Raw genomic sequence first — 23,845 nt, forward strand, 5'->3', positions numbered from 1 at the left:
TATCATCTGGTAAGTAATCTTGACAGTTATAGGCTGCTTTTTGGTGAAATCTTTGTTTAAAAATTTGACAGTAAATAGGTATATCTTTACCTTTGTAAACAATTATTCGGTGATGTCGGCATAAAAAACAACTTTTCTCTGATAAAGCTCCTATTTTCAGAGAAACATTATTTTTATATTTTACTCTCGGTTGAAAACCATTGAGAGGATGTTTTAAAAGTTTTTTATGTATAAATTAACCCCTCTCCAAACCTCTCCCCTTGCAGGGGAGAGGCTTTAAAATCCCCATTCCCTTGTAGGGAAGGGGGGTAGGGGGGTTAGGTTTCTGGCAATTGTTGGTTTCATACAATACTTTTCAAACAACCTCTGATACATTCTCCTTGACAAAAGTTCTTTTTTTCTTGTCTTTTAAAATTAAAAAAATAAATATTTTTATTTTCCTTTAAAACACATTTTTTGATTGTATTAATATCAAGTTCACTCCTGATGTTTAATTCTAAAATACGCTGTTTAGATTGCATTTTTTCAAGTGTTGATTTATGAGTTACTGCTATTTCTATAAAAATTTTATCTTCCTTTTCACTAATAAGTAGTAAGTCAGGTATAAAAGAACCATCTTTAGTTTCTAACTTAATATCTTTAAAGTATTGAGTTAAATCAAATTTGTGTTTGCATTTACTAAAGGTACAGGGTACTAACAATTCTTGTTCGTAAAAACTACAATATATGGTAAAATTTATTTCTATCCAAAAGGGGATATTTTCTAACAAACAACTCTTGTAAACTTCGTAAAATGTCTGTTTGGCTAACTTGTGTAAGTAAGTCTCAGGAGAGCATTTGATTTCAGCCTTGTGGCGAAAATGCTGTTATCTATTTTTACCCAATACAGGAATCAGAACATTATCACATGATAAACACTTGAATTGTTCACGTCTTACTTCTGGAGTAGCAATTAAGCTCTCAATATTTACGGTTTTACCGCTTGAATTGAGAGCATACTGGTACTTGATAATCTGCATAACAAACACCACAAATTACTTAAGTTTCTTGAGTTGATTATCTGCCAATTTCAATAATCTTTGTGCCTCATTATATGAAGTTGTTCCTGATTTTATATTACTCAGTTGATTCATAATTCTGATAATTTCCGCTTTCATCTCATTCTTATTACCTGGTGGTGAAGCAATCAATCTTTGAATTTCCTTGTTAGCTTCATCAAGAATTTCCTTACCATCACTTTCAACTTGACGACGATTTTTAATAGTTCCCAAATTAGTTTGATACTGTGCTATTAACTTTTGTGCTTCTACATAACTTGGTTCTGAAACTTGAATATTTTCTAATTGCCGAATTGCTTTTTCCCACAAATCACCAATTTGTTCCCATTTCTGTACAGTGTGTGGTGGATTTTGAGAAGCTTTTGCTGCTGCCAAAGCATACTGTTTTGCGGCTGCGATGTAAGTGGTACTACGCGGATCAACTACAGTTTTTTGTTTGACTTGGTATGCAGCAATTAATTTTTGTGCATCCACATATTGGGGATTTTCATTTGGTACTTGTTCCAGTCGATTAATTGCCTGTTGCCATAATTCCGCTGCTACTTGATAATTTGTTGGTTGAATTTTTTGAGCTTCTAAATCAAATTCTTGTGCAGCAGTAATAAAACTACTAATCCGCGCATATTCAAAATCGCGTTTGTAAGCAGTAAGTTGAGTTTGGGCTGTTTTTCCTGCTAATGTTTGTTGAGAAATTTGGTCTAATTTATCTATAGCTACTTGCCAATTTGCAATGGCTGTTTCTCGATCTTTTGTATTTTCAGCTTGTGCATATTGCTGTTTTGCCGTCTCTAGACCATTTTTTGCTTCATTAAACGGAACTAAAGCATTTTTATCTTGAAAAACCACAGCATCCAGTCGCGCTACTCGTTGTCTGGCCTGTTCAAATTCATCGAAGGTAAACTGCCAACTACAACTAAACAAAGTACAATAACGCTGAGGATAGTAACCCAAAAACCAGACGGGTAAATGATCCAAGTGTTGTTTTGCAGTTTTTACCTTCTCTCCACCTAGTTCAATATCCGCACTGCTGGTAGCGCGACTCACTAACTGATCTGCTTGTTCTAAAGCATCAATCGCACCCCGGTAGTGATGATCCATACTCATAAAACTAGGTAACAGCAGAATTGGTGCTACCTGCGCTACAGGTCTGCGGATCATGGGATATGGTAAATTGACAAGCCACACAACCCCCGCTGTCCCGGCGATGAAAAAAGCCGCAAATTTGATTTTACCGAACATAATTTTACCCAGAAGCCACTAAATATAGCTAAATCTAGTATTCCCTGTTCTGGCTATAAATAATACAAAGATTAGCAATAAAATTTTTCCTGTCTGCACACAACCTTTAATCAGAGTTGCTACCATAAATAAAGGTAAAAAAATAAATCAGATAATATCCAAAATGTCAACAGCTTTAATTACCGGTGCGTCAGGTGGAATTGGTAAAGCTTTTGCCGAAGAACTTGCTGCACGCAAAACAAATCTTGTTCTTGTTGCACGTTCAGCCGAAAAACTCAACCAAATAGCCACTAAATTACAACAACAACATCAAGTTAAAGTCGAGGTTATAGCTAAAGACTTGACAGAAACTAATGCTACAAATGAGGTATTTGATCTCATTAAAGAGAAAGGTTTAACAATTGATTTGTTAATCAATAATGCTGGTTTTGGTGATTATGGAGATTTTGCCGAACGAGACGGAGAACGGCAATTAAAAATGATTCAATTAAATATTATGGCATTGGTAGATTTAACCCACAAATTTCTACCTTTAATGCGTCAACGTCGTTCTGGTAGCATTATTAATGTTTCTTCAATTGCCGGCTTTCAACCAATGCCTTATATTTCTGTTTATGCAGCAACTAAAGCCTTTGTTCTGAGTTTTAGTGAAGCACTTTGGGCAGAAAATAAAGATTATGGTGTGAAAGTTTTAGTCGTTTGTCCAGGACCAACAGAAACAGACTTTTTCACAGAAGCTAAGTTTCCTGAAACTTTAGCAGGTGCAAATAATAAAATAGCAACTCCTGAAGAAGTTGTACGTGATGCTTTACAAGGTTTAGAAAAAGGAGATTCTACTGTGGTTAGCGGCGGTTTAGGAAATAAAATCATCGTCAATATGCACAGGTTTCTACCAAGAGAATCTTTGGTAAGTGCGATCGCAAAACAGTTTAAAAAAGGGTAATTGGTAATTGGTAACTGGTAATTGGTAAAACTCTTAGCTATTGCCTATTCCCTCTTCCCTGTCACCTGTCACCTGTCCCCAGTCCCCTACATATATCTCGTCAATTGCACGCGGTAACGGTCTTTTTTAGTAACGGCAATTTCGCCAACTTCTAAACGTCCTTTACCGCGAATTGCGATTAAGTCTCCTGTTTTTAATTGAGAACTAGCTTGAGTAATTTCTTTCCAATTAACGCGCACATCACCGGAGTCGATAAAATCAACCATTTTGCTACGGGACATCCCAAAACCAGCAGAAGCGATCGCATCTAATCTTAAAGAAGCTTCTACAGTTGTCAATTCTTTCTTTTTCGGTTCTCGGATTTTTAACTCATTGATATCAATGGGTTGCGTTTTCACAGGAACAGAACGCACCTGTTTTAAACTCATTTCCAAAAATTCTGCGAGTTCAGGAACTACAATTGCTTGCGCTCCCCTTTCTCCCAAAATAATAATATCTCCTGTCTTTTCCCGCACAATTCCTGTACCCAACATTGCTCCTAAAAAGTCACGGTGGGTTGCAGTATCAAACAGGAAATTACCAGCAATTTCGACAACGGTGATAGCGACTTGAGATTGATCTAATGGTAATTCAGAACGAGCGATCGCCACTCTTTGACGTTCAGCTTGAGGATATCCACCCCAGGCAACTAAATGCACATCTGTTAATCGGCTAACAACCCGTTGAATTTCCGCTAACTCTGGCGGAGACAAAAAATCAGTTAAAACTACTTCCCACGTCTTTATAGCTTGCTCTGCTTGGTCAATTACGCGAGCTATACTATCACGATTTTCAACACCTTTTAAAAGTTCTTCTCTAGGTAACATGGGGACTGGGGACTGGGGATTGGGGATTGGGGACTGGGGATTGGGGACTCTTTACTAGGAGAATAACCCTATTACGAATTACCAACTACCAAACGTTAGTTTGTTTCTGCATAACCTTGGATATTTTCGGGGTCAAACTGGCGTAAGATGCGGGTAGCTTGGCGAGTCAGAGTTTCTGAACCCTGAACTACAATTATGTATTTACCAGCGTCTAAACGGTTGCGGTAAGGTAAAGCATCTCCACCACCGGCAACTAAACCCACACCACCACCAACAAACACGCTACCCATAGCACCGCTACCAGCACCAAGTAGCCCCCCAATGACATGATTACCGATTTCACCAGCCCAAGCAAAGGTATCTAAACCAGTGATGAGACTGAAGGTAGCACCAGCAAAAAAGCCGAATGGTACTAACCAGAATGCCATTAATCGTGCTTGTTTTTTAGCTTCTTCTTTGGGGTCAATCAAGCCAAACTCATCAGCGGTTTTGTATCCTCTACCCAATATAGAGCTATTTATGCCTTCTTTTTCTAAGCCTAAGTAAGCAGCTTCAGCTTGGATGCGATCTGATAATACGGCAACAAGGTAATTCATTGATCTAAAAATTGTTATCTGAAAAAATTGTCCTTAATTAACAGGGTATCAGGACTGGTTCCACCGATACTCGGCTAAATATTATTTTAGAGAGTCCAGCGGTTCGCAAAAACTATTCACACCTTGCTTGAGGACATATATTAAAACCGGAGTCGCCAAAATTTTAGGAAACTCTGGGATACTTTTCAGGCGTGACATCATCCCACCAACTGAGCTATTTACCAAATCATCTCGATATTCTTGTTCACATAGGACTGCACGCCATTTTCTCGCTAACGCATCTAACCACTCAGAATTTGTCCGTCCTGGTTCTTGTCCGGCTTTGATAGCAAGGGTCATGGCTGCATCTTCTAAATCTCCTTCACAATCCTCTATCAAGTCTAATACTTCCATTGCTTGAGGATCATCTGCTAGTTGAGAGCGAAATTGGGCGATTTCTTGTGTTGTTATTTTAGTCATTGGTTATTGGTCATTGGTCATTGGTTATTGACCAAAAAGCCTCATTTGCTAGTAATTAAACTGCTAAATGAGGCTTTTTGGGGCTTTTAAACAGTTTTTATTTGTTTACTTATTAAAAGCTCTGGATGTGACGTGGCGTTGTAACTCTGTCAAAGCACGATTGTAATCCAAAATTGCTCTGATGCGATTACCTTCGGATCTTGTCAATTCATTTTCTGCGTTAATGACATCCGTTTGAGTACCTACACCAGCTTGGAAACGCAAACGCGCTAATCTCAGAGACTCTTTGGCTTGTTCTAGAGCCGCATTAGCAGTTTGCACGTTTTCCAAGTTAGATAGCTGGCTAGAATAAGCCTGTTCTACCTGAAAGCGAATTTGGTTACGTTGTTCAGCAAATTGAGTTTCGGCGATCGCTATATTAGATTTTGCCTGGGCTGCTCTTGCCTTTGCTGCACCACCATCATATAAATTTAGCGTGGCTTGTACTCCCACTGAATACCCATCGCTAATGTTGATACTATCATTAAACACATCTAGCAAGTTATAGCTGGCGACTAAACTAATTTGCGGTCCTAAAGAAGCCAAAGCTTGTCTTCTTCGCTGCTCACTAATATTCCGCTGTGCCAACTGCTGTTGTAGTTCGGGACGGTTTTGATAAGCTAAGACAATGCTATCTTCTAAGGTTCGCTCCCAAAGACCAGCTAACTGGACAGGATCAGCAGCACTAATATTGATCGACTGCGGCAGATTCAACCGCACAGCCAACCTGCGACGAGCGATAACTTGCTGCGAACGAGCATTAGTTAAGTCTTGTTGGGCATTGGCTAAATTTACTTGCGATCGCAACACATCGAACCTTGTACCTACTCCAGCCCGTTCTAGAGCCTGAGCATCTCGCAAACTAGCCTGAGAATTCTCGACTGCTGATTGAGAAATACGTACATTTTCATCTGCCTGCTGCAAAGCATAGTAATCTGTGGCGATATTCAGGCGAATTTCCTCAGATTGCCTTTCTACATCGAATTCCTGAAAACGTACCTGCTCCTCAGCCTCTGTAATCGCCGCGTTTCGTCTCCCAGAGGTGTAAAGGTCATACCTGAGTTGTGCTTCAGTGTTGAAACTGGTATCCGCCTCAGCGTCAGGGGCAAGAGGATTTAACCGCTGTTGTTGTTTAGCTTGCAGTGTACCATTAGCACTACGACTATTAGTAACTGCACCATTGACTCCCAACGTAGGCAACAAAGAAGCCTGGGCTTCTCTGAGAGCAGCTTTGCTACGTTCCAGTTGTAATATCGACACCTGTAATTCGTTGTTATTTCGCTTGGCCAGTTCTAGAGCCTGTCCCAATGTAATCGGCTGATTTGTCTGAAGCCTGACTTCCTCTGGTTTGGTAGGAAATTGTAGAGGATTAAGACTGGGATTCAGGTGTTCAAGTGGTGTCTCTGTAGAACTTGTTGGTCTAGGTGTTACAGGTTCTGAATTTTGAGCAGGTGGCTCTGAAGTATTCGGAGTTCCTGATTCAGTAGGAACACTCACCTGGGCTACCCTCTCCAGAGTGGCTTTTTTTTGTGAACAGCTTTTTGAGGCTAGGAGCAAAGCAGCTTGGTTTTTCTGCTGTGCCTGTACACATTTATTTGCCTCTGTTAGCTGTGCTACTTTTGCACCAGTAACTGAAATTGGTACAAATGTTTTCGGGCTTTTTTCTGCTGGCACATAGGTATTATTGACCGCAGTGATATCCGTCACACTCTGATTAGCCAGCGGCTGCATACTGAGTTGACTAAAATCAAGCGTAGGTACAAAGGCTGGAGAATTATCAACCGCAGTAATGGGCAGTTGCCTATTGCTTTCCACAACGGAGGTTTTCACATCAGTTGCAGTCAACACACTAGGAGAAGACACCAGCTTTACTTCACTAACTTTTACGGTTCCAGCCCAAGCAGACTGAGTTGTTAATACCGCTGCTGTTACACCAGGTAAGAAACTATGGAATAATTGCTGTCCTTTCACCGCATCCCCTCACACGAAAAACCATCTAGCGGCAGAAAACTTGTCTTCACACAGAATATAGCACGACACTATATGAAGCAAATAATATACTGCTATACCGAATGAATTGATATTCTTTCAGGATTGAGCAGTCTATTTGTCTTCAAAACGTTTGACAATGCGAGAAAGTTCCGCCTTTTCGTCTATGCTAACGCGGGTAGGCGCTCCACTGACAATTCTCTCGTAATTACGGAAGGAATCTTTAATATTAGGTCCGTCAGCCGTAATATTGTACTCGCGAATCCCCTTATCGTGCCACGACCCCCGCATTTTAAATACATTGATTGCCCGTGACATTTCTCCATGAATTTCTACGTACTGCAACATAAGAATAGTATCAGTAATCGTGGAAATATGAGAATCCGTAATTGAATGTGAACCCATAAATTGGTCACTTGTATTGGTAAAGAAGCCTGTGATTTCTTCTTGTTTAGCATAGCCTGTGACACCAATGACAAACTGGCGAAAAGCATTATTGCTTACGCCTCTAGCCAGTGCTGAAAGGGAGTCAATAGCAATCCGGGCTGGTTTAAAATCAGCAATTTCTGATTTAATAATTTGTAAGTGATCTTCTAAACCAGTTGATTCGGGATAGGTACAAATTATTTTTAATAAACCTTGGTGTTCTAATTCCTCAAAGTCAATTCCCCAAGAATAGGCGTTACGAGACAGTTGAGCGCGGGATTCTTCATAAGCAAATAATATTGCTCTCTCACCGCTGACACAGCCATCTTGAATAAACTTGCTGACCAAGAGAGTTTTACCCGTACCTGTGGCTCCTGTGGCTAAAATAATCGAGTCTTTAAAGAAACCACCTCCACACATTTCATCTAGAGTCTTGACTCCTGAAGATACGCGCACATTTGAAGACCGCTGGGTTAAACGCATTGCGCCCAAGGGGAAGATGTTGACTCCTGCATTGGTAATTGTAAATGGATATTCACCTTTCATGTGGGTTGTACCGCGCAATTTGAGAATTTCGATGGTGCGGCGGCGGCGTTCTCCTTCTAAAACGTTGCGAACAATTACCACATTGTCAGAAACAAATTCTTCTACCCCAAAAGAAGCTACAGGCCCATATTCTTCTCCACGTTCTGTTGTAATTATAGTCGTGACATATAATTGTTTAAGACGTGCTACTAGGCGAAATATTTCTCGCCGCACTACTCCTACGGCTTCATATTGCTGAAATACTGCTGTAATCGAATCTATGGAAACCCGATGAGCTTTGTATTTGCGGATCGCATATTGTAAGCGTTCAATTAAGGCTGAGAGATCAAAATTACCGACGATATCTTGCCCTTCAGGATCGGGGGAAGCGTCGAGAATAAACAGTTTTCCCTCGTCAATTAGTTTTTGTAAATTCCAGCCGAAAATATGGGCGTTTTTAATAATGTCGCTGGGTGATTCCTCGAAGGTAACAAATACTCCTGGTTCATCAAAATAGGTGATGCCATTATAGAGAAATTGCAGGGATAATAAGGTTTTACCTGTACCAGAAGTGCCGCTGACTAAGGTTGTTCTCCCAACTGGTAAACCGCCATGACTAATATCGTCAAAACCCTCAATCATTGTGCGAATTTTCTCTACACCACCAATTTGGGGCTTTTGTTGTTCTTGTTTCTCTTGGTCACTCATTGCTGATCATATATGGGTATTTAAACCGATTTTAAAAATTACTAAAGTTTGTACTCAGTTTTTATGAATTTTATGACTAAATATTTTACTGTTCCCAGTCTTCTTCACTCAATTCTTCATAAAGTAAGTCTAAGCCTATTAAAACTCTTTCCCTATCCGAAAGATCACCAATAATTTTGCGAACGGGAGGCGGCAAAATCTTCGATAATGTTGGTGTGGCTAATATTTTATCTTCTTCTGCTAACTGTGGGTTTTTGAGGACATCGATCACTTTTAAAGCATAAACTCCTTCAAACTCCTGTTCTAATATGTTTTTGAGTGTGCTTAATGCTCGCACGGAGTTGGGTGTGTTCCCTGCTACATAAAGCTTGAGAACATAGGTTTTTCTGGCTTTATTCATAAATTTACAGGCTAGATATGAGAATAGGAATCCAAAATATGCTGAGGTATCTATCTGAATCAATAACAGATGTCAGTGTAAATAGGATGAATCTTAATGATTTTAAAATAAATCCTGTTAATCATTGAATCTAAAAATCCTGAACCAAAATCCCAAATAGTATGACTTTGTTCAGTTTATTTTAGAAATCGAACATCTATATACTTCACACAAATTCGCCAGTATATCTATCAATGTCAATCTATAATCAAGTAACGTTTCATCGCTCCTTCCTTCTAACTTTAACTGCTTGGAAAATTCGTCAATAAGTTCCATGTGAATTTCTATAATTTGTGGCACAGGAATATTAGCATAAAATAAGGCGTTGATAAATTTATCAATGGTAGTTTTTAGAGTTTTCTCTGTGATAAAGTAATTGAGCAGAATTTTGCGGTAATCTGCTTTGAGATCATTTAATATTTCCTGCTTTTCGGCTGGACTCATTTCTTGAAAGCATTGCTGGTTTTTTTGTTCATTACACGCCAATACAAGAACATATTGATCATAATGCTTCAATAATTGATAGGTGCTTACCTGTCTCTTGTTGTGTAAATATTGTATTTTTGTCGGAGTGCTAACAGTCAGGGGCAAAGTAAATAATTGGTAAAAAATCTCATCAATAAAATTCCTCAACTGCCCAATAAAGCCTTGTTGCTTATTCACAGTCTCAGGATTATATAAATATTTCTTAACATCTGGTAGCCAAATCAATAATATAGGTAATATCATTTACTCTTTATATATTTAGATGATTGATCGCCGAGAGTATAGGTTCAGTGCGGATTAATTTTGGTAAAAGTTTTTAAGTACGCAGGGTAAAGAACGCCTTGTGTCAACAAATATTTAGAAATTGCCCATCCCTAACTTGTTTTTGCCAGTGAGTGGTATAACTTAGTAGGTAATTAGTAAAGCGTTTAGTAGAGAGTATGCAGTAGCTAATTTTATGACCTATATATGTATATCTATCTGAATATAGATTTTTTAAATTTGCTCCTTGATAAGATACATAAACGAACTTAAAGTATTGTCTCATTCTAAATCATTATAATTCCTCAAGGTTCTAAAACGAATCTTTGGAGCGATAATTGTTTTAGCTGTAACTATCGATCAGGAGTTTCCATACCAGTAGGATACTGGTGAGAATGTCTGCTAGTTCACAAAAGTGGCACAGGCAAGCATAGCCACTCTGGGAATTATGGGATTAAGCAATTGCCTATCAAAGCTGCTTTCGTTGCTTCGATATATTTACAGTCTCACCAAGCAAGATTGTATGCATCTTCTTGGAGGACATGGCTTCAGGCATGAAAACCATCAGCACTTTGGCAGATGTTGATGCCAGAGGCAACTACAGGAAGAAAGAACCCCTAAGCCTTATGTTAATGCTACAGTACCCGCTTTATGACTTTCTAGCAACCGTACCCAGCTGCTCAGAAACAAGTACTCTGGCAGTGGTGCTGGAGATTTTGGAGAAAGAGCAGTGCGATCGCTTGGTAGTGGTAAATCGACAACAATGTCCCATCGGATTGTTGTATTCTGCACGGTTGATACCGAAATTATTAGCAGCTGCCAGTGGTGAAACGTTTTTAAATCTGCAACAGCCAATCTCAACATTGAATCCGAGTCTGATTTTGCCCATACAGACAATACCAGCTTCTGAGCCACTGGATAAATTAAGTTTGTTTTTACGTTACCAACAAAACCAAAAAAATAGAAATTTAGATTGGGCGTTGATTGACTCAGATGGTAAATTTTTGGGTCTGCTTGATAACACACGCCTATTAAGCTTTTTCGCTAAGAATAAAGTCACAATTGCCTCTAACGTTACAGGCAAAACGGAGAATAATACTAGGGTAGAAACTCGCTCCAACAAGCAAAAACAACATCAGCCACTCAAAAACAACCCTTTAGTGCAGTTGCTGGAAAGACTGCCTTGGCCTTTAATGTTGCAAACAAGTACGGGCGAAGTACTAACACAAAATCCAGCTTGGTGGCAACAATTGGGAGTGTTGAAAGATCCAGAAGGAATCAGGCTACAGGTAGAAACTATCCTGTCTCCTGTCAGCCGTGAAGATGCAGAATACATCAATCAACAAACACTAAAGGTTAATCCTGATATTCGCAGGGGTGAAACCGAAGATCCCCCTACGTCGATGAAACGGACTCCGGGAGGGAATAACTTGCCCCCAACCAGTCAAGTACCTCGCTCAACATCAGTTTTAGCAATGATGCAGGAAGCACAGGGAAGAGCAAATGCGGCATCCAGTCACTGCTATTTGGATGCTCAACAGGGAACTTGTACTTGTGTTGTCGAAGTACAGAATGGTCAAGAGCGAATTTGGCAGTTTGCTAAAATCCCCTTGGATAGTCCCGAGTTGAAAGTCTGGAGTGGAGATTCAGAAGTTATTCTCTCAACTGAGAACTCAGAACAATTAACGGATGACCTGTGGTTAGTTTTAGCCACTGATGTCACCGAACAGCAACAACTTTTCAAAGAACTGGCAGCTAAAAACGCCGATTTAATTCAACTCAATCGGTTAAAAGATGAGTTTTTAGCTTGTATTAGCCATGAACTGAAAACCCCCTTGACAGCAGTTTTAGGCTTGTCAAGATTACTTGTAGATCAACAATTAGGAGAACTCAACGAGCGACAAGCGCGTTATGCGGGTTTGATTCATAAAAGTGGCCGCCATTTGATGAGTGTGGTAAATGATATTTTAGATTTGACTCGGATGGAAACTGGACAGATGGAACTCACTCCATCCCCAGTACAAATTCGGGAAGTGTGCGATCGCGCTTTATCAGAAGCAAAAACACTCAACAGTCAACCCAGCAAAGCCACCCTGTCGTCATCTAATCACCAATTCAGCCTCACCATTGAACCAGGCTTAGAGCAGATGGTCGCAGATGAATTACGCTTGCGCCAAATGCTGGTACACTTACTTTCCAACGCTTTTAAGTTCACTGAAACTTCTGGGGAAATTGGACTGCGGGTAAATCGCTGGGAAGGGTGGATCGCTTTTACAGTCTGGGATACAGGTATTGGTATTCCCGAACATCAACAACATTTAATATTTCAAAAATTCCAACAGTTAGAAAATCCCCTGACTCGCCAATTTGAAGGCACTGGTTTGGGGCTGGTATTAACAAGAGCTTTAGCTCGATTGCATGGTGGAGATGTCAGCTTTTTGTCTCGTGAAGGCAAAGGTAGCCAGTTTACACTGCTATTACCACCTTGTCCCCCGAAAACCAGCTTTGCTGAATCAGAAGGGGGAAATTCAGAATCACATCAACCTATTTCTTCTCAACGTTTAATATTAGTAGTTGAGGCAGTAGCTCGATATATTGAAGACCTCACCCAACATCTTAAAGGTTTAGGTTATCGGGTGGTAATTGCCCGTTCGGGGACAGAAGCACTAGAAAAAGCTCGTCGCTTGCAACCAAAAACTATATTTTTGAATCCGTTGCTACCCCTACTCTCAGGTTGGGATGTGCTGACTTTACTAAAATCTGATAGTGCAACTCGCCATATTCCTGTCATTGTTACAGCTACGGGCGCAGAAAAGGAACACGCTTATGCTAACAGGGCTGATGATTTCTTGAGCTTACCAGTCGAGCATCAAGCTTTAGTACCTATCCTAGAAAGATTATGTGCTGCACCAGAAGTTGAGCAGATAGGTTTAGAAAATAACGATATCGCACTAACGAAAACTCCGCTGCGGATTCTGCGGTTGGTGAATCCAGAATTAGAGTCTGTTAATCCCCAACCTTCCCTGCGGGAACATCGAGTCATTGAAGTAGATGATTTGGATCAAGCAGAACTTTTAGCACGGGTGTGGCAGTTCGATGTAATTTTGCTGGATGTTGACAATTCTATAGCCCATCATTATCTGCAACAGTTGACTAAGTACCAAAGGTTAGCGAATTTACCTTTGGTAACTTGTGATGTAGCCACTACCTTGGCAGCTTCCCAAATACCAGGATTAGGTGTATTCCCTTGCTTAACTCCTTTAGGCAGGGAAAACGCCAGCAGCAAAGGAAAACCAGATCCTTTATTATCAGTGTTACAAATTGCTTCTGGTATTGGCTGTCCTCCTAATATTTTAGTGGTAGATGTGACTATGTTGCTTGATTTGCCACAGGGAAAACGCCAGCAAACTAAGGGTTATCGGTTAGAAAAAAAATCTTCTCTACGAGACGCTACCCAAACACTTAAAATTGACTATGGACGGGGTAATTCATCCCCAAATCCTGAACGTGGTTCCGAGTGGTTTCAAGCTTTAATTCAGTATTTACAAACTGCCGGTTTTAAAGCAGCTATGGGTAACTGTTGGGCGGAAGTGTTGCAACAAATTCGCCATCAAAGTGTTGATTTACTACTAATTTGTTTAGGAGAATCTGCCAATCAGAAAGAAGTACAAAAAGCGTTAAAAGATTTGTCAGATTTATCGTTGAATTTACCGCCAATTTTGGTACTTGGCAAAAGTTTAAATCAGGTAGATACAGAAAGTGGGAAAACGAAAAAGAATGAATATCAATCGAAAGAAAATGTCGTTAGTGAATTAGCGGATCTAACCGAAGGTATCGCTACCCAGATATTACCTCGTTCTATTTCCATGGAAGACTTATTAATTCAGATTAATCAAGCTTTAGGAAAGGGATGATTGGGGACTAGGGACTGGGGACTGGCGAGGTTAATAACCTAATTACCAATTACCAATTACCAATTACCAATTATGAAATTTTCATTTTGTCTTTTTGTTCTTTTTTAATTCGTTGGAAGGGAATGCGAATGAGATGATAAGCGCCTTGGGTGGAAATGTTCTTGTAATCATCTGGTGGTAAGTCCATTTCGAGCAGCTTTTTCTGCTCGGCTAAAAGTAGTAGTGATGGTGGTTGGACTTTGGCCGCTGCTTGGTTGTGAATATAATCTAGAGCTTCTTGGGAAAACTTCAGATATTTGACAGTTTTTTGAGTGTAGAAAGTTACTGTCGGCTTTTTGAAACCGACCATGACTAATTCTTCATTAGGTTGTTTTTCTTGAACTGCGATCGCAGATAATTGTCTTAAAGGTAGCTGACGCTGTTCATCCATCAAAAACAAAGCAGGCATTAAAACCAGAGCCAAAAATGCCACAAATCCCACAACATTAACGGCAATGATAGGACGAAAACGATGACTCAAGATTAAAGCAGCGATAACAATAGCAGCAACAAGCCAAATTATACCCCCCACAGTTGTTAAACCTGAGTTTTGAATTTGTTGGTACAATTCAGGTGCAGCGGGGTCTGTGCCTACTAGCTTGAAGAGGTTAAATAAGGCTACTGCTATGGTTGATAAAAAGGCCACATTCACCCAAGCACTGATGCGGAAAGCTTGATCAATTTGTGTGTTTGAGAACAGGTCACTCCAGAGTAAAGCCACCAGAATAGCTGCTGCTGGCATTAAAGGTAATACATAACTGGGAAGTTTGGTGACAGCGATGGTGAAAAAGCCGAAGACACCAAGAAACCAGAAACAGGCAAATAGACCCAGTTGTTGAGAACGTTCCTGGTTGAGTAAATGCGATGCCTGCGGTGGACGGAGCCAACGCTGCCAAAATTTTAATCTCGCTATGGAAGCAGGTATAAAAACTGAATATGGTGCAAAACCCAACAACACTACTAAAAAGTAAAAATACCAAGGGGCTGAGTGACCATTAACAACCTCTGTAAACCGTTCTATGTTGTGATAACCAAAAAAGGCGTTAATAAAATTCCAGCCATTGCGCCAAGTCACCAAAGCATACCAGGGAGCAGATATCAGGAATACTATGAATAGTCCCAAAATTGGGCGCATTTCTCGCCACAGTTCCCAGAATTTGCCCAGGTATAAGGCAAAGGCAATCATAATCAGTCCTGGTAAAACAATTCCTACTGGTCCTTTGGTTAAAATTGCCCCAGCAATCAGCACATAACAGGCCAAGTACCATTTATTGGGGAAGGGGGAAGGGGCAGAATTTTGAGCGTATCCCAAAAAGAAGCAGAGCAAAGCAGAGGCTATACAACCGGTGAGTAACATATCAGAAACACCGATTCTGCCCCAAACAATCATTTCCGGGTTGATTGCGATTAAAGCTGATGCAACAGCCGCTGTTAAGTAACGACGACTAGGATTTGCAGCTTGTTCTAATTCATCTTTTTTGCCCAGATGCCACTGTACAGTGTAGAATGCTAAAGCGGTGACACCAGTTGCTGCTAATGCTGAGGGTATGCGTGCTGCCCATTCATTTACACCCATAATGGAGTAGGCGATCGCTTGACACCAGTAAATTAAAGCTGGTTTGTCAAAACGAGTTTCACCATTAAAAAACGGTGTAATCCAATCACCTGTAACTAGCATTTGCCGGGAAGCTTCAGCAAACAGTGGCTCAGTTTCGTCAACCAAGCCAACGTTGCCCAAATTCCAGCCAAACGCTATCCAGTTAATCAACAGCAACCATACTATGGAAATAGTCACAGCAAGGGCTGGACGCTGTTCTATTTTGTTCAACCATTGGTCAACAGGACGAGTAACGCTCAATTTTAGCCTCATAAATCCATATTCACAGACACGGTGAATCGCGCCTTTCTGATCAACACAATAATTCAAAAGTCGTTTATTAGTTTGATTTTGTTCTCACATCACAGCAGGCAAAAGGCAAAAGCCAGGGGGCAGGAGGAAGAAGGCATTTCTGGAAAGTGCCTAAAGCATTTGTATCAAACTGTGTTTACTTATATAGACCCTCAAATATGAACCGCTCTAATTTATTCACTTTGCCATTGGTAACTGTAGGCTTGCTGCTGTACAGTGCGATGAATACTGATAAGAGCCTATCTCAACCCGCCGCTATTGATTTCAATCAACTTTCTAATGGTAACTATCGGTTTTGTAGTCAACAACCCAAAACAACTAATGTAGCTTCTCCAGATGCCATCATTGGTAATTGTTTTTTATTTCGGAAAACAGGAAATCAGGTTGTGGGAACTTATTATGATACTAGGACATTAGGGGAAGAAAGCCTGTGTTTAAGAGGAACTTTGAGCAATCGCTTAGTCGGTGAAGGTTTAGAAGTGATTGGTGGTATTGGTCGTCAAAAAATACCAGCCAAAGCTCAAGGTTCGCGTCTGGTAAATTGGGACAAGGAAGGAATTTTGCAAGTTGCCAAAGCCATACCCTATGGTAAACGTACAGCATTTGGTCAACCAATACACTACCGCCAAGCCATCGTGGATTTTAAACGGCTTTATGCCTACAATTTAGGCAATAAATTACCACCTACACGCTGTCTGCGGTAACTTTCCAGAAACAAACATAGGTGACAGGGAATAGGGAATAGGGAATGGGGAAAAAATTCAGTCTAAAAAACGGTTTTAGCTGACTGTTGACCGCTGACCGCTATATTTATCTAACCATGACTGCACAGCAGATTTTAATCCTGCTCTTTCCGCATCTTTAATTCCTTGGGGATCAAAACGATAGCGATAATGAAGATCAATCAAAGATGATAGCTCGTCAATCAAATCAGATGTAGGTATTTCCTCTTTTAGCCTCAGCATCCAACTCTTTAAAGACTCTGAAGGTTGACGTATAAATCCTAATTCATTTAATGCCTTTTCAATCAAGTAAAATTCAGAATCCTTGCTTATATCTACTTCAGATTTATTGATTTCTGTAGGTAATATCTGTTTCTTAAATACACGCCGCACTTTTTTTGGCGGAGCAGATTTAGCTATCATCATCAAAAATAATGGCAGCAACAGCCACCAAATATATTTAAATAAATCACTACTTCTAATATTTCTTAACCAACTGGAAAGTTGAAAACCCCAAAAAGACCATAAATCAGAAATTATTGATAATTTAGAAACAGTTGCATCTTCAATACTTGTCCAGTCAGACGGTGTTGTGTCAAAGGCTTGCCATTTACCATTTATATATACCATTGTCCAAGCATGAGCATGACGACTACGGACAATATATTGCTTTTCTAAGTTGCTAAATTCGTGAACAGAATAACCTACAGTATAACGGGCTGGAATACCTAAACCACGCAAAATTAATGTAGTTGCACTAGCAAAATATTCACAATGTCCAGATCGAGTTGTGAGTAGAAATGTTGATAAAGGTGTGGAAGCCTGATCTTTACCTGTAAGTTGGAGTGAATAACGATAATTTTTTAGCAAAAATGCGTCTACAATTTGTAATATTTGTTGGGGTGATTTTCCTTGAATATCCAGTTTATTAACTATTTGATTTATGGCTGATTGTTCGGCTTTGGGAATTTGTATATCATCTGCTGTGGGTTGACTATCTAAAGAAAACTGCTGATTAAATTTAATTTTATAAGCGATATCATTGACGTTGCCTGTTACTTTTACAGTCCCATATTTATTTTTCTCCATTTCGCTAACTGGTAAATCATTTATTTCAAATGTGCCATCAGCTAACCTCAAAATACCTTTACCATTATTTAATGTACCATAAATAGTGAGGCTAGAATTATTATCTGGTTGATTTCCTAGCCGCCAAGTTGTATGATTATCGGGTTTAAGATGAGTAAATTCTGGATTTACTGCTATCCACAAAGAAGATTGATATTTATTATAAGTTGCTTCTCTCAGCAGTAAAGGAGAATGATTTTGATTTGCAGCATTTACTCTAAAAACGATATCATTAGACTGTTTTAAGACACCTATTTCGCCCATGCTTGTTTCTTTTTTAAAAGCATTTATTTCTTGTCCAATAGCATCGCTAAACCAAGACACTACTTGATTTTCTACTTGCAGATGAAGTTGATGTAGTCCTATCTGTCCTATAAAACCAATACTTCCCGCAGTTAGGAACAAACAAAGCCAGATTATAGTTGAAAATCGTTGAGAACGAACAGTCCAAAGCGCAATAGCCGTAAGTACAAACATCCCAATATAAAAAGATATATCTTCAGTGTTAGCATTACTGGCTGCTAAAATACAAAGAGCAAAATATGGGTAAGTTAAATTAATACTAAAACTGTTACTTTGTTTCCCTAGTTTTTCATCATTAAATGTTAAAAAAAGTGTAGTCATGTTGATACTTTCATTAACAGCATAAATCTGAGCGGCTATCAGTGGGAAACAGACAATAGGTAGCCACTGTAAAAGAGTGTAGACTATATAAAAAGAACGGTTAGCAATTAATAAATAAATACTCACTGAAACAAGAATAACCAAGCATAAATTAGCAATACGCTTGATGTCATCAATAGAAAAATCCCAACGAGACTGCACAAAGCGAGAACATTCTAGAACTAGAGCGATTGATATAGCAAAAATCCATAGTCCGGTTTGCCAACCCCAAAACATTAAAGCAGCAGCAAGCAGTAACGGTGGTGTTTTCATAATTGCATCAATTCCTGTTGAATATTGCTAACATTTAAAATCTGGAAAGTTGTTAATTCAGACTGTATTAGTTGACTTTTATTAAATTCATCGGGCGGTTTATTAGTAAGAATTAAAACTAATGTGTGTATACCCATATTATTAAGATATTCTACTAATTTTTTTCTATGTTCATCCCAAGCTATAAATATACAAATACAACCACTTAACATAGAAATTTTTTCTAACACGACTGGGATGATTGAATCAAAATATTTATCCCGACAAGAACCAACAGAAGCGAGAATTTCTAACATTTTTTCTGTATGGCTAAGTCCTCTGCCAAAAGTAAAACAATAAGCTTCATTTCCCACAAACATCAAGTCTAATAAAGATTCTTGAGTTTGGATATCAGAAGCTAAAGAAGCCGCTATTGATATCGCTTCTTCTAAAATTTGGCTATATTTTTCAGTTTGAAATGTATCCAAAATCAATGCGTGACGCACAAAAAATTCATCTTGTTCTTCTTTGACGATGGGTTTACCAATTTTTGCCCAACTTTTCCAGTGAATTTTGCGGATAGAATCTCCAGGACGATATTCTCGTAAAGAGCGAAATTCTTCTGCATCTCCTACAGAAGAAGCTAATGCTATTCCACCAGATTGATATTTTCTTAGCCCAGGTAGTTGAATTGGTGGTAGTTTGTATAATTTGGGGAGAATTAATAAAGATTGCGGTAATGAAATAGTTTGACAAGCATTAAAAAGACCAAAAGGATCTGGTATCCCTATTGTCACACTTACAAGCCGCATTAATCCTCTATGAGTGGGTGTGATTTCTCCAAAAATTTCTGTTTTACTATTGGGTTGAAGTGGGGGTATTTCTATTGTTTTTGCAGTTCCGCACTGTTTACGAGAAACTAACCATAACCACCGATAAGAACCTAATTTAATATCTAAAGGACTACGTTTATTTTCTTCAGGTTCTGGTGTTTCTAGGAATTCTTTTAAAGTTGGACGAGGGTCTGCGAAGTTTTCAAATAATTTCAGGTTTGTTTGCGTTTTATTAGTTTTATTATGAATAATAATCCTGTATTTTAATTTAACCCCAACGGTTGCGAACCGGGGTAAGGTGCGAGTCGCGCTAAAGCGGGAGCGAAATAATAGACTAGAAAAAGTAGAAATGATGATAATAGATAATAAGAAAGTAAATATTTGATAGGTCATGTTTTGGGTAGTATCCAAACCCAAAGCGGCTGAAAAAATTAAACAAAAAATTACTGCAAAACCACTAATGGTTACTCGTTTGGTGAGTTTATGTTGCAGTGCTGAACTAAAATGATAAAGTTGATATATAAATTTTGGTATTTTCGGTTTTAACATCTGATAAATTCCAGAATTAAAGGTTCTACCGTACTTGTTATGCTAAATCACCAGTCTGAAAGAGGGAACAGGGAACAGGGAACGGGGAACAGGGTAAATAGGCAATATTTTGTAATAATGTTCAAAATTATAGCTTATTTCTTATGTATATTAAGCTTTACGAGGTTTTTTTGACTTGATTTTGCATATTAGGTACTGAAGAACCGAATTAAATCACATAACCAATCAATTCATCTGCGTTTATCGGCGTTTATCTGCGTTCAGGTATTTCTGATATTTGAATTTGTATCATCAAACAAAAATCTAAAATCTTTAAGTTGGAACAGGAACAGATTTAATAATATATTCAACTACACCTGTTGCGGTTTTTCCAGAGAAACGCGCTTGAGGTTCCATGACTAAGCGATGAGAGATTACAGATACTGCAAGTTCTTGAATATGTTCCGGTGTAACAAATTCATAACCATCAAATAAAGCTAATGCTTGAGCAATTTTCATTAGGGTAATAGATGCTCTAGGACTAGCTCCTAATTGTACACCTTCGGCGGTACGAGTAGCGTTAACAATATCCACAAGATAACGTTTTAATTCTGCATTGATTCTAATTTGTTTAACTTGCTGTTTTAAGGTGATGATTTCCTGGAGATCAACACATGATTGAATGGTATCAATGGGATGTTGTTGAATTTGGTCTGATAGGAGGTTAACTTCTTCTTCTGCTGAGATGTAACCGAGACTAAATTGCAGTGCAAACCGATCCATTTGCGCTTCTGGTAGGGGATAAGTACCACGAGATTCGACGGGGTTTTGTGTAGCTATGACAAAAAATGGGTCTTTAAGTTTTCGTAAATTACCATCAACCGTAACTTGAAATTCTGCCATTGCTTCTAATAGTGCTGACTGGGTGCGGGGTGAAGCGCGGTTGATTTCGTCAGCTAAAACAATATGGGCAAAAATTGGACCATCATGGAAATTAAAGGTTTGTGCATTGGGGTTGAGAATTGAAACACCCAAGATATCAGATGGTAACAAATCAGGTGTAAATTGAATTCGCTTAAAGCTTACATCTACAGAAAATGCTAAGGCTTTCGCTAAAGTGGTTTTACCAGTTCCAGGAGAATCTTCTAGTAAAATGTGTCCACCACTAGCAAAGGCAGCCAGCAGTTTTCTGATTGCTGCTGATTGCCCTTTCATGACTTTTTGAATGTTGTCACAAATGCGTTGATAAATTTCTCTGCCGGATAGATTAGGTTCTGGTGTTGGATTGTGCATTTTCGTTGCTCATTAATCCCAATTACGGAGTTAGTACCAATTGCCATTCTTTGGTTTGGGAATTCCATTTTGGTGAAGAAGTTTCCCCAACAACATAAGGACCCCAATAGCGTCGGGAGCCATCTTGGGCAAATGCTACTAAAATATCTCCCTTCTCTAGTTTTAAATTACCCTCTGGGAGAGATAAAATTAAACCATTTTCACTACCTTCTTGGGGATCAAAATCCCAATGCGCTGGAAGGTTATATTTAGTTTTGCTGGCTGAGGAGCTTTTGTCTGCTAAATGTCGCGCTAATAGGGCTATACGTACAGGCTGATTTGTTTGATTACTCATTCGCAAACTACCTAAGTTCTTGCTTTTATTGTTGGAGTCAACTTTATTAGGCAAGACAGGGGAGGAATTTTCTGGGCTGGGTTTTTCTGATTGCTTGCTTGGGGTGGTTCTCACACTAGCAGATATAACTTTGTCGGATGCAGTTGGTGGGGCTGTCTTCTCGTTGAATGTGGGGGTTTGATCCGCAAGTGTTGATAAAACGTTTGGCTGATCAGACTCAAAGGATACACTTAGTCCTAAGCATCCGGCTACAAGTCCCAGTAGTCCTAATGCACAGGTTATAACCGCCAAGTTACGATACATGGAAGATTTCATAATGATAGTTTTTAGAGATAAGATTTTTCTTAGTTGTCAGTTGTCAGTTGTCAGTTGTCAGTGGTAATTAGTTATAATTTATTACCCATTGCCCATTCCTGTTACCCAGTCCTCACTGTCTCATTCATGCAAAATACTCGTCTTAACAACCTATTCGATACCATTGCTAGGAGTTTGGGGCAATGGCTTGTTAATCCTTGGCGGCGACTATCACTACTGTTAATTAGTTGGTTATTTGGTTTTTTTCTGGGATCGGCAGTATCTACTACTGCTGGACAAAAGGCGGAGTTAGATATTGTCATAGCGGCTTTTTTAGTTCTACTGACAGAGATTACCAGCAGAATCTTTTACAGTCGCAGCTTTTTAGCTAGACAAGCCCTTTGGGTAGAAACTCTTAACTTTCTCAAAGTTGGTTTCATCTACAGTCTGTTCTTAGAAGCCTTTAAGTTAGGTTCGTAACCTGTAATGTTATTTTGGGGTATGGGTGATAGTTATGATCAGTGAGTGGCTACATGAATTTTTGCTCACAGGTGAAACATCTGCTTCTTGGCAAGTTTTAGCCCAAGAAGTGGCACTGGCAGATCCTTTGAGGGCAAAGGTTTTTGATATTACCCCGCACAATGTAGCTCAAGTTATTCAAGAGCGATCGCACCTACTTAAATCTGTTTTACCTGCTTTTAGCCAATTTTGCCCAACTAACCTGCAAATCCCGCATCAGGCTATGTTACAGGTCTTGTGGGATTTATGGCTACCCTTGGGGATCAAAATCGCATCAAGTCGTCAAAATTTGGGTAGACCTTATATCCAGGGGATTTTAGGTGGACAAGGAACTGGTAAAACCACAATGTGCCAGGTTCTCGGTTTGATTCTCCAGCAGTTGGGATACTATACCCTCAGTTTATCTTTGGATGACTTGTACAAAACCTATGGCGATCGCTTGGCTTTAACACAGCAAGATCCCCGTTTAATTTGGCGTGGTCCGCCAGGAACTCACGATATCGACTTAGGTTTAAGTCTACTCGATCAGATTCGTCAAGGCAACAGTCCGGTGACAGTTCCCCGCTTTGATAAATCAGCTTACTCTGGTGCTGGCGATCGCACCACCCCAGAAATTGTTACCAACGTTGATATAGTCCTCTTTGAAGGCTGGTTTGTGGGTGTGCTTCCTATTGATCCTCAAGCCTTTACTACCGCACCACCTCCCATAATCACAGATGATGACCGGGCTTTTGCTCGTGACATGAATCACCAACTTCAAGCTTATTTACCACTGTGGAAACGCCTAGATAGCCTAATAGCACTTGATCCCAGCGATTATCGTTGTTCTTTGGCATGGCGTAAACAAGCAGAAAGAAAAATGATTGCTGCTGGTAAATCAGGTATGAGCGATGCAGAAATAGAAGAATTTGTCAATTACTTTTGGCGCTCATTACACCCAGAATTATTTATCAAACCGTTGCTGAGATCCCCCAAAGTTGATTTGGTCGTGAAAGTTGATGCCGATCATTCGTTTGCTTCGGTATACAATCATTGGATCTGACAAAAGGTAATTCAGCGTTAAATATTATTAGGACTTACGCAAGATTGAACTTAAAACCTGATTCTTGCGTAGGGGTAATTCATGAATTACCCCTACTTCCGTTCTGTTTTGCGTAAGTCCTGATTATTTAACTATTAATAGTTGCGTTAAAGCGCAGTCTCTGTACAGCGAGAAAACTCTCTTATTGCATGGCTTTTTCCCTCTTATTTTGTACTTCATTTACCTGCAATCTCATGTAATTTGCCTCCTTGAAAATCCTTTCAATTAAACAGTATACAAACAGCAATAGATAAAGTTTAAAATTTTCATATTACTACCAAATCTAATATTTTTTAGGTTTA

General features: G+C 39.3%; 19 protein-coding genes. 5 read left to right on the forward strand and 14 right to left on the reverse strand.

The annotated features are described in order from the left end of the window. Positions 1–341: 341 nt before the first annotated feature. The gene (locus H6G06_RS00055; protein ID WP_190555863.1) at positions 342–770 is read right to left on the reverse strand and encodes a hypothetical protein; all 429 of its coding nucleotides are present in this window, start codon (positions 768–770) and stop codon (positions 342–344) included. A gap of 264 nt (positions 771–1,034) precedes the next feature. Further along, complete coding sequence (locus H6G06_RS00060; RefSeq protein ID WP_190555865.1) at positions 1,035–2,297, reverse strand: hypothetical protein; 1,263 nt, start codon at positions 2,295–2,297, stop codon at positions 1,035–1,037. A 163-nt stretch (positions 2,298–2,460) separates the two neighbouring features. Here H6G06_RS00060 and H6G06_RS00065 point away from each other — a divergent pair, with 163 nt between their 5' ends. Beyond that, positions 2,461–3,240, forward strand: a complete 780-nt coding sequence (locus tag H6G06_RS00065) for an SDR family NAD(P)-dependent oxidoreductase (RefSeq protein WP_190555867.1) — start codon at positions 2,461–2,463, stop codon at positions 3,238–3,240. A gap of 86 nt (positions 3,241–3,326) precedes the next feature. Here H6G06_RS00065 and H6G06_RS00070 read toward each other — a convergent pair whose 3' ends face one another. The 7 genes from H6G06_RS00070 to H6G06_RS00100 form a co-directional block, all read right to left on the reverse strand. Next, positions 3,327–4,106 carry a photosystem II electron transport protein, Sll1252 family gene (locus H6G06_RS00070; protein ID WP_190555870.1) on the reverse strand — a complete coding sequence of 260 codons (780 nt, stop codon included), beginning with the start codon at positions 4,104–4,106 and terminating at the stop codon, positions 3,327–3,329. Positions 4,107–4,201: 95 nt separating this feature from the next. Further along, positions 4,202–4,702, reverse strand: a complete 501-nt coding sequence (locus tag H6G06_RS00075) for a hypothetical protein (protein ID WP_190555872.1) — start codon at positions 4,700–4,702, stop codon at positions 4,202–4,204. Between the two features lie 81 nt (positions 4,703–4,783). Then, positions 4,784–5,161, reverse strand: a complete 378-nt coding sequence (locus tag H6G06_RS00080; protein ID WP_190555874.1) for a hypothetical protein — start codon at positions 5,159–5,161, stop codon at positions 4,784–4,786. A 105-nt stretch (positions 5,162–5,266) separates the two neighbouring features. Continuing rightward, positions 5,267–7,171, reverse strand: coding sequence for a TolC family protein (locus H6G06_RS00085; protein ID WP_190555876.1), 1,905 nt, complete (start codon positions 7,169–7,171; stop codon positions 5,267–5,269). Positions 7,172–7,303: 132 nt separating this feature from the next. Further along, entirely contained in the window at positions 7,304–8,848 is a 1,545-nt protein-coding gene (gene kaiC / locus H6G06_RS00090) for a circadian clock protein KaiC (protein WP_190555878.1), read from the reverse strand. An 85-nt stretch (positions 8,849–8,933) separates the two neighbouring features. Further along, a complete protein-coding gene (gene kaiB / locus H6G06_RS00095; RefSeq protein ID WP_190555880.1) occupies positions 8,934–9,248 on the reverse strand; it encodes a circadian clock protein KaiB in 315 nt (104 codons plus the stop codon). Between the two features lie 171 nt (positions 9,249–9,419). Beyond that, positions 9,420–10,016: a KaiA family protein gene (locus H6G06_RS00100; protein ID WP_190555883.1), complete on the reverse strand. Its 597-nt coding sequence runs from the start codon at positions 10,014–10,016 to the stop codon at positions 9,420–9,422. Between the two features lie 644 nt (positions 10,017–10,660). On the opposite strand from H6G06_RS00100, the gene H6G06_RS00105 reads away from it, so the two are divergent. Continuing rightward, the gene (locus H6G06_RS00105; RefSeq protein ID WP_190557178.1) at positions 10,661–13,948 is read left to right on the forward strand and encodes an ATP-binding protein; all 3,288 of its coding nucleotides are present in this window, start codon (positions 10,661–10,663) and stop codon (positions 13,946–13,948) included. 70 nt (positions 13,949–14,018) lie between these two features. On the opposite strand, the gene H6G06_RS00110 is transcribed toward H6G06_RS00105, so the two are convergent. Then, complete coding sequence (locus H6G06_RS00110) at positions 14,019–15,857, reverse strand: ArnT family glycosyltransferase (RefSeq protein WP_190557180.1); 1,839 nt, start codon at positions 15,855–15,857, stop codon at positions 14,019–14,021. 197 nt (positions 15,858–16,054) lie between these two features. Here H6G06_RS00110 and H6G06_RS00115 point away from each other — a divergent pair, with 197 nt between their 5' ends. After that, positions 16,055–16,600 (forward strand): hypothetical protein, encoded by a 546-nt coding sequence (locus tag H6G06_RS00115; RefSeq protein WP_190555885.1) that lies wholly within the window; start codon positions 16,055–16,057, stop codon positions 16,598–16,600. Positions 16,601–16,675: 75 nt separating this feature from the next. Here the strand turns inward: H6G06_RS00115 and H6G06_RS00120 are convergent, their stop codons facing one another. The 4 genes from H6G06_RS00120 to H6G06_RS00135 all read right to left on the reverse strand — a co-directional run bounded on the left by H6G06_RS00120 (position 16,676) and on the right by H6G06_RS00135 (position 21,964). Beyond that, complete coding sequence (locus tag H6G06_RS00120) at positions 16,676–18,682, reverse strand: transglutaminase-like domain-containing protein (protein ID WP_190555887.1); 2,007 nt, start codon at positions 18,680–18,682, stop codon at positions 16,676–16,678. Then, positions 18,679–20,043 carry a DUF58 domain-containing protein gene (locus tag H6G06_RS00125; RefSeq protein WP_190555889.1) on the reverse strand — a complete coding sequence of 455 codons (1,365 nt, stop codon included), beginning with the start codon at positions 20,041–20,043 and terminating at the stop codon, positions 18,679–18,681. Before H6G06_RS00125 ends, H6G06_RS00120 begins: the two co-directional genes overlap by 4 nt. Before the next feature lie 312 nt (positions 20,044–20,355). Further along, positions 20,356–21,315: an AAA family ATPase gene (locus H6G06_RS00130; protein ID WP_190555891.1), complete on the reverse strand. Its 960-nt coding sequence runs from the start codon at positions 21,313–21,315 to the stop codon at positions 20,356–20,358. 22 nt (positions 21,316–21,337) lie between these two features. Beyond that, entirely contained in the window at positions 21,338–21,964 is a 627-nt protein-coding gene (locus tag H6G06_RS00135; RefSeq protein ID WP_190555893.1) for a hypothetical protein, read from the reverse strand. Between the two features lie 126 nt (positions 21,965–22,090). Between H6G06_RS00135 and H6G06_RS00140 the strand changes: the two genes are divergently transcribed. Beyond that, positions 22,091–22,423 (forward strand): DUF565 domain-containing protein, encoded by a 333-nt coding sequence (locus tag H6G06_RS00140; RefSeq protein WP_190555895.1) that lies wholly within the window; start codon positions 22,091–22,093, stop codon positions 22,421–22,423. Between the two features lie 34 nt (positions 22,424–22,457). After that, positions 22,458–23,504 (forward strand): glycerate kinase, encoded by a 1,047-nt coding sequence (locus H6G06_RS00145; protein WP_190555897.1) that lies wholly within the window; start codon positions 22,458–22,460, stop codon positions 23,502–23,504. Positions 23,505–23,845 lie beyond the last annotated feature (341 nt).

Origin of the sequence: Anabaena sphaerica FACHB-251, assembly GCF_014696825.1 — a bacterium.
Taxonomy (GTDB): domain Bacteria; phylum Cyanobacteriota; class Cyanobacteriia; order Cyanobacteriales; family Nostocaceae; genus RDYJ01.

Bases quoted from the DNA above. Each gene is read 5' to 3' on its own strand.
- H6G06_RS00060 (WP_190555865.1), bottom strand. From the start codon at position 2,297: ATGTTCGGTAAAATCAAATTTGCGGCTTTTTTCATCGCCGGGACAGCG.
- H6G06_RS00065 (WP_190555867.1), top strand. From the start codon at position 2,461: ATGTCAACAGCTTTAATTACCGGTGCGTCAGGTGGAATTGGTAAAGCT.
- H6G06_RS00070 (WP_190555870.1), bottom strand. From the start codon at position 4,106: ATGTTACCTAGAGAAGAACTTTTAAAAGGTGTTGAAAATCGTGATAGT.
- H6G06_RS00075 (WP_190555872.1), bottom strand. From the start codon at position 4,702: ATGAATTACCTTGTTGCCGTATTATCAGATCGCATCCAAGCTGAAGCT.
- H6G06_RS00080 (WP_190555874.1), bottom strand. From the start codon at position 5,161: ATGACTAAAATAACAACACAAGAAATCGCCCAATTTCGCTCTCAACTA.
- kaiC (WP_190555878.1), bottom strand. From the start codon at position 8,848: ATGAGTGACCAAGAGAAACAAGAACAACAAAAGCCCCAAATTGGTGGT.
- kaiB (WP_190555880.1), bottom strand. From the start codon at position 9,248: ATGAATAAAGCCAGAAAAACCTATGTTCTCAAGCTTTATGTAGCAGGG.
- H6G06_RS00100 (WP_190555883.1), bottom strand. From the start codon at position 10,016: ATGATATTACCTATATTATTGATTTGGCTACCAGATGTTAAGAAATAT.
- H6G06_RS00105 (WP_190557178.1), top strand. From the start codon at position 10,661: ATGTTAATGCTACAGTACCCGCTTTATGACTTTCTAGCAACCGTACCC.
- H6G06_RS00110 (WP_190557180.1), bottom strand. From the start codon at position 15,857: ATGAGGCTAAAATTGAGCGTTACTCGTCCTGTTGACCAATGGTTGAAC.
- H6G06_RS00115 (WP_190555885.1), top strand. From the start codon at position 16,055: ATGAACCGCTCTAATTTATTCACTTTGCCATTGGTAACTGTAGGCTTG.
- H6G06_RS00120 (WP_190555887.1), bottom strand. From the start codon at position 18,682: ATGAAAACACCACCGTTACTGCTTGCTGCTGCTTTAATGTTTTGGGGT.
- H6G06_RS00125 (WP_190555889.1), bottom strand. From the start codon at position 20,043: ATGTTAAAACCGAAAATACCAAAATTTATATATCAACTTTATCATTTT.
- H6G06_RS00130 (WP_190555891.1), bottom strand. From the start codon at position 21,315: ATGCACAATCCAACACCAGAACCTAATCTATCCGGCAGAGAAATTTAT.
- H6G06_RS00135 (WP_190555893.1), bottom strand. From the start codon at position 21,964: ATGAAATCTTCCATGTATCGTAACTTGGCGGTTATAACCTGTGCATTA.
- H6G06_RS00140 (WP_190555895.1), top strand. From the start codon at position 22,091: ATGCAAAATACTCGTCTTAACAACCTATTCGATACCATTGCTAGGAGT.
- H6G06_RS00145 (WP_190555897.1), top strand. From the start codon at position 22,458: ATGATCAGTGAGTGGCTACATGAATTTTTGCTCACAGGTGAAACATCT.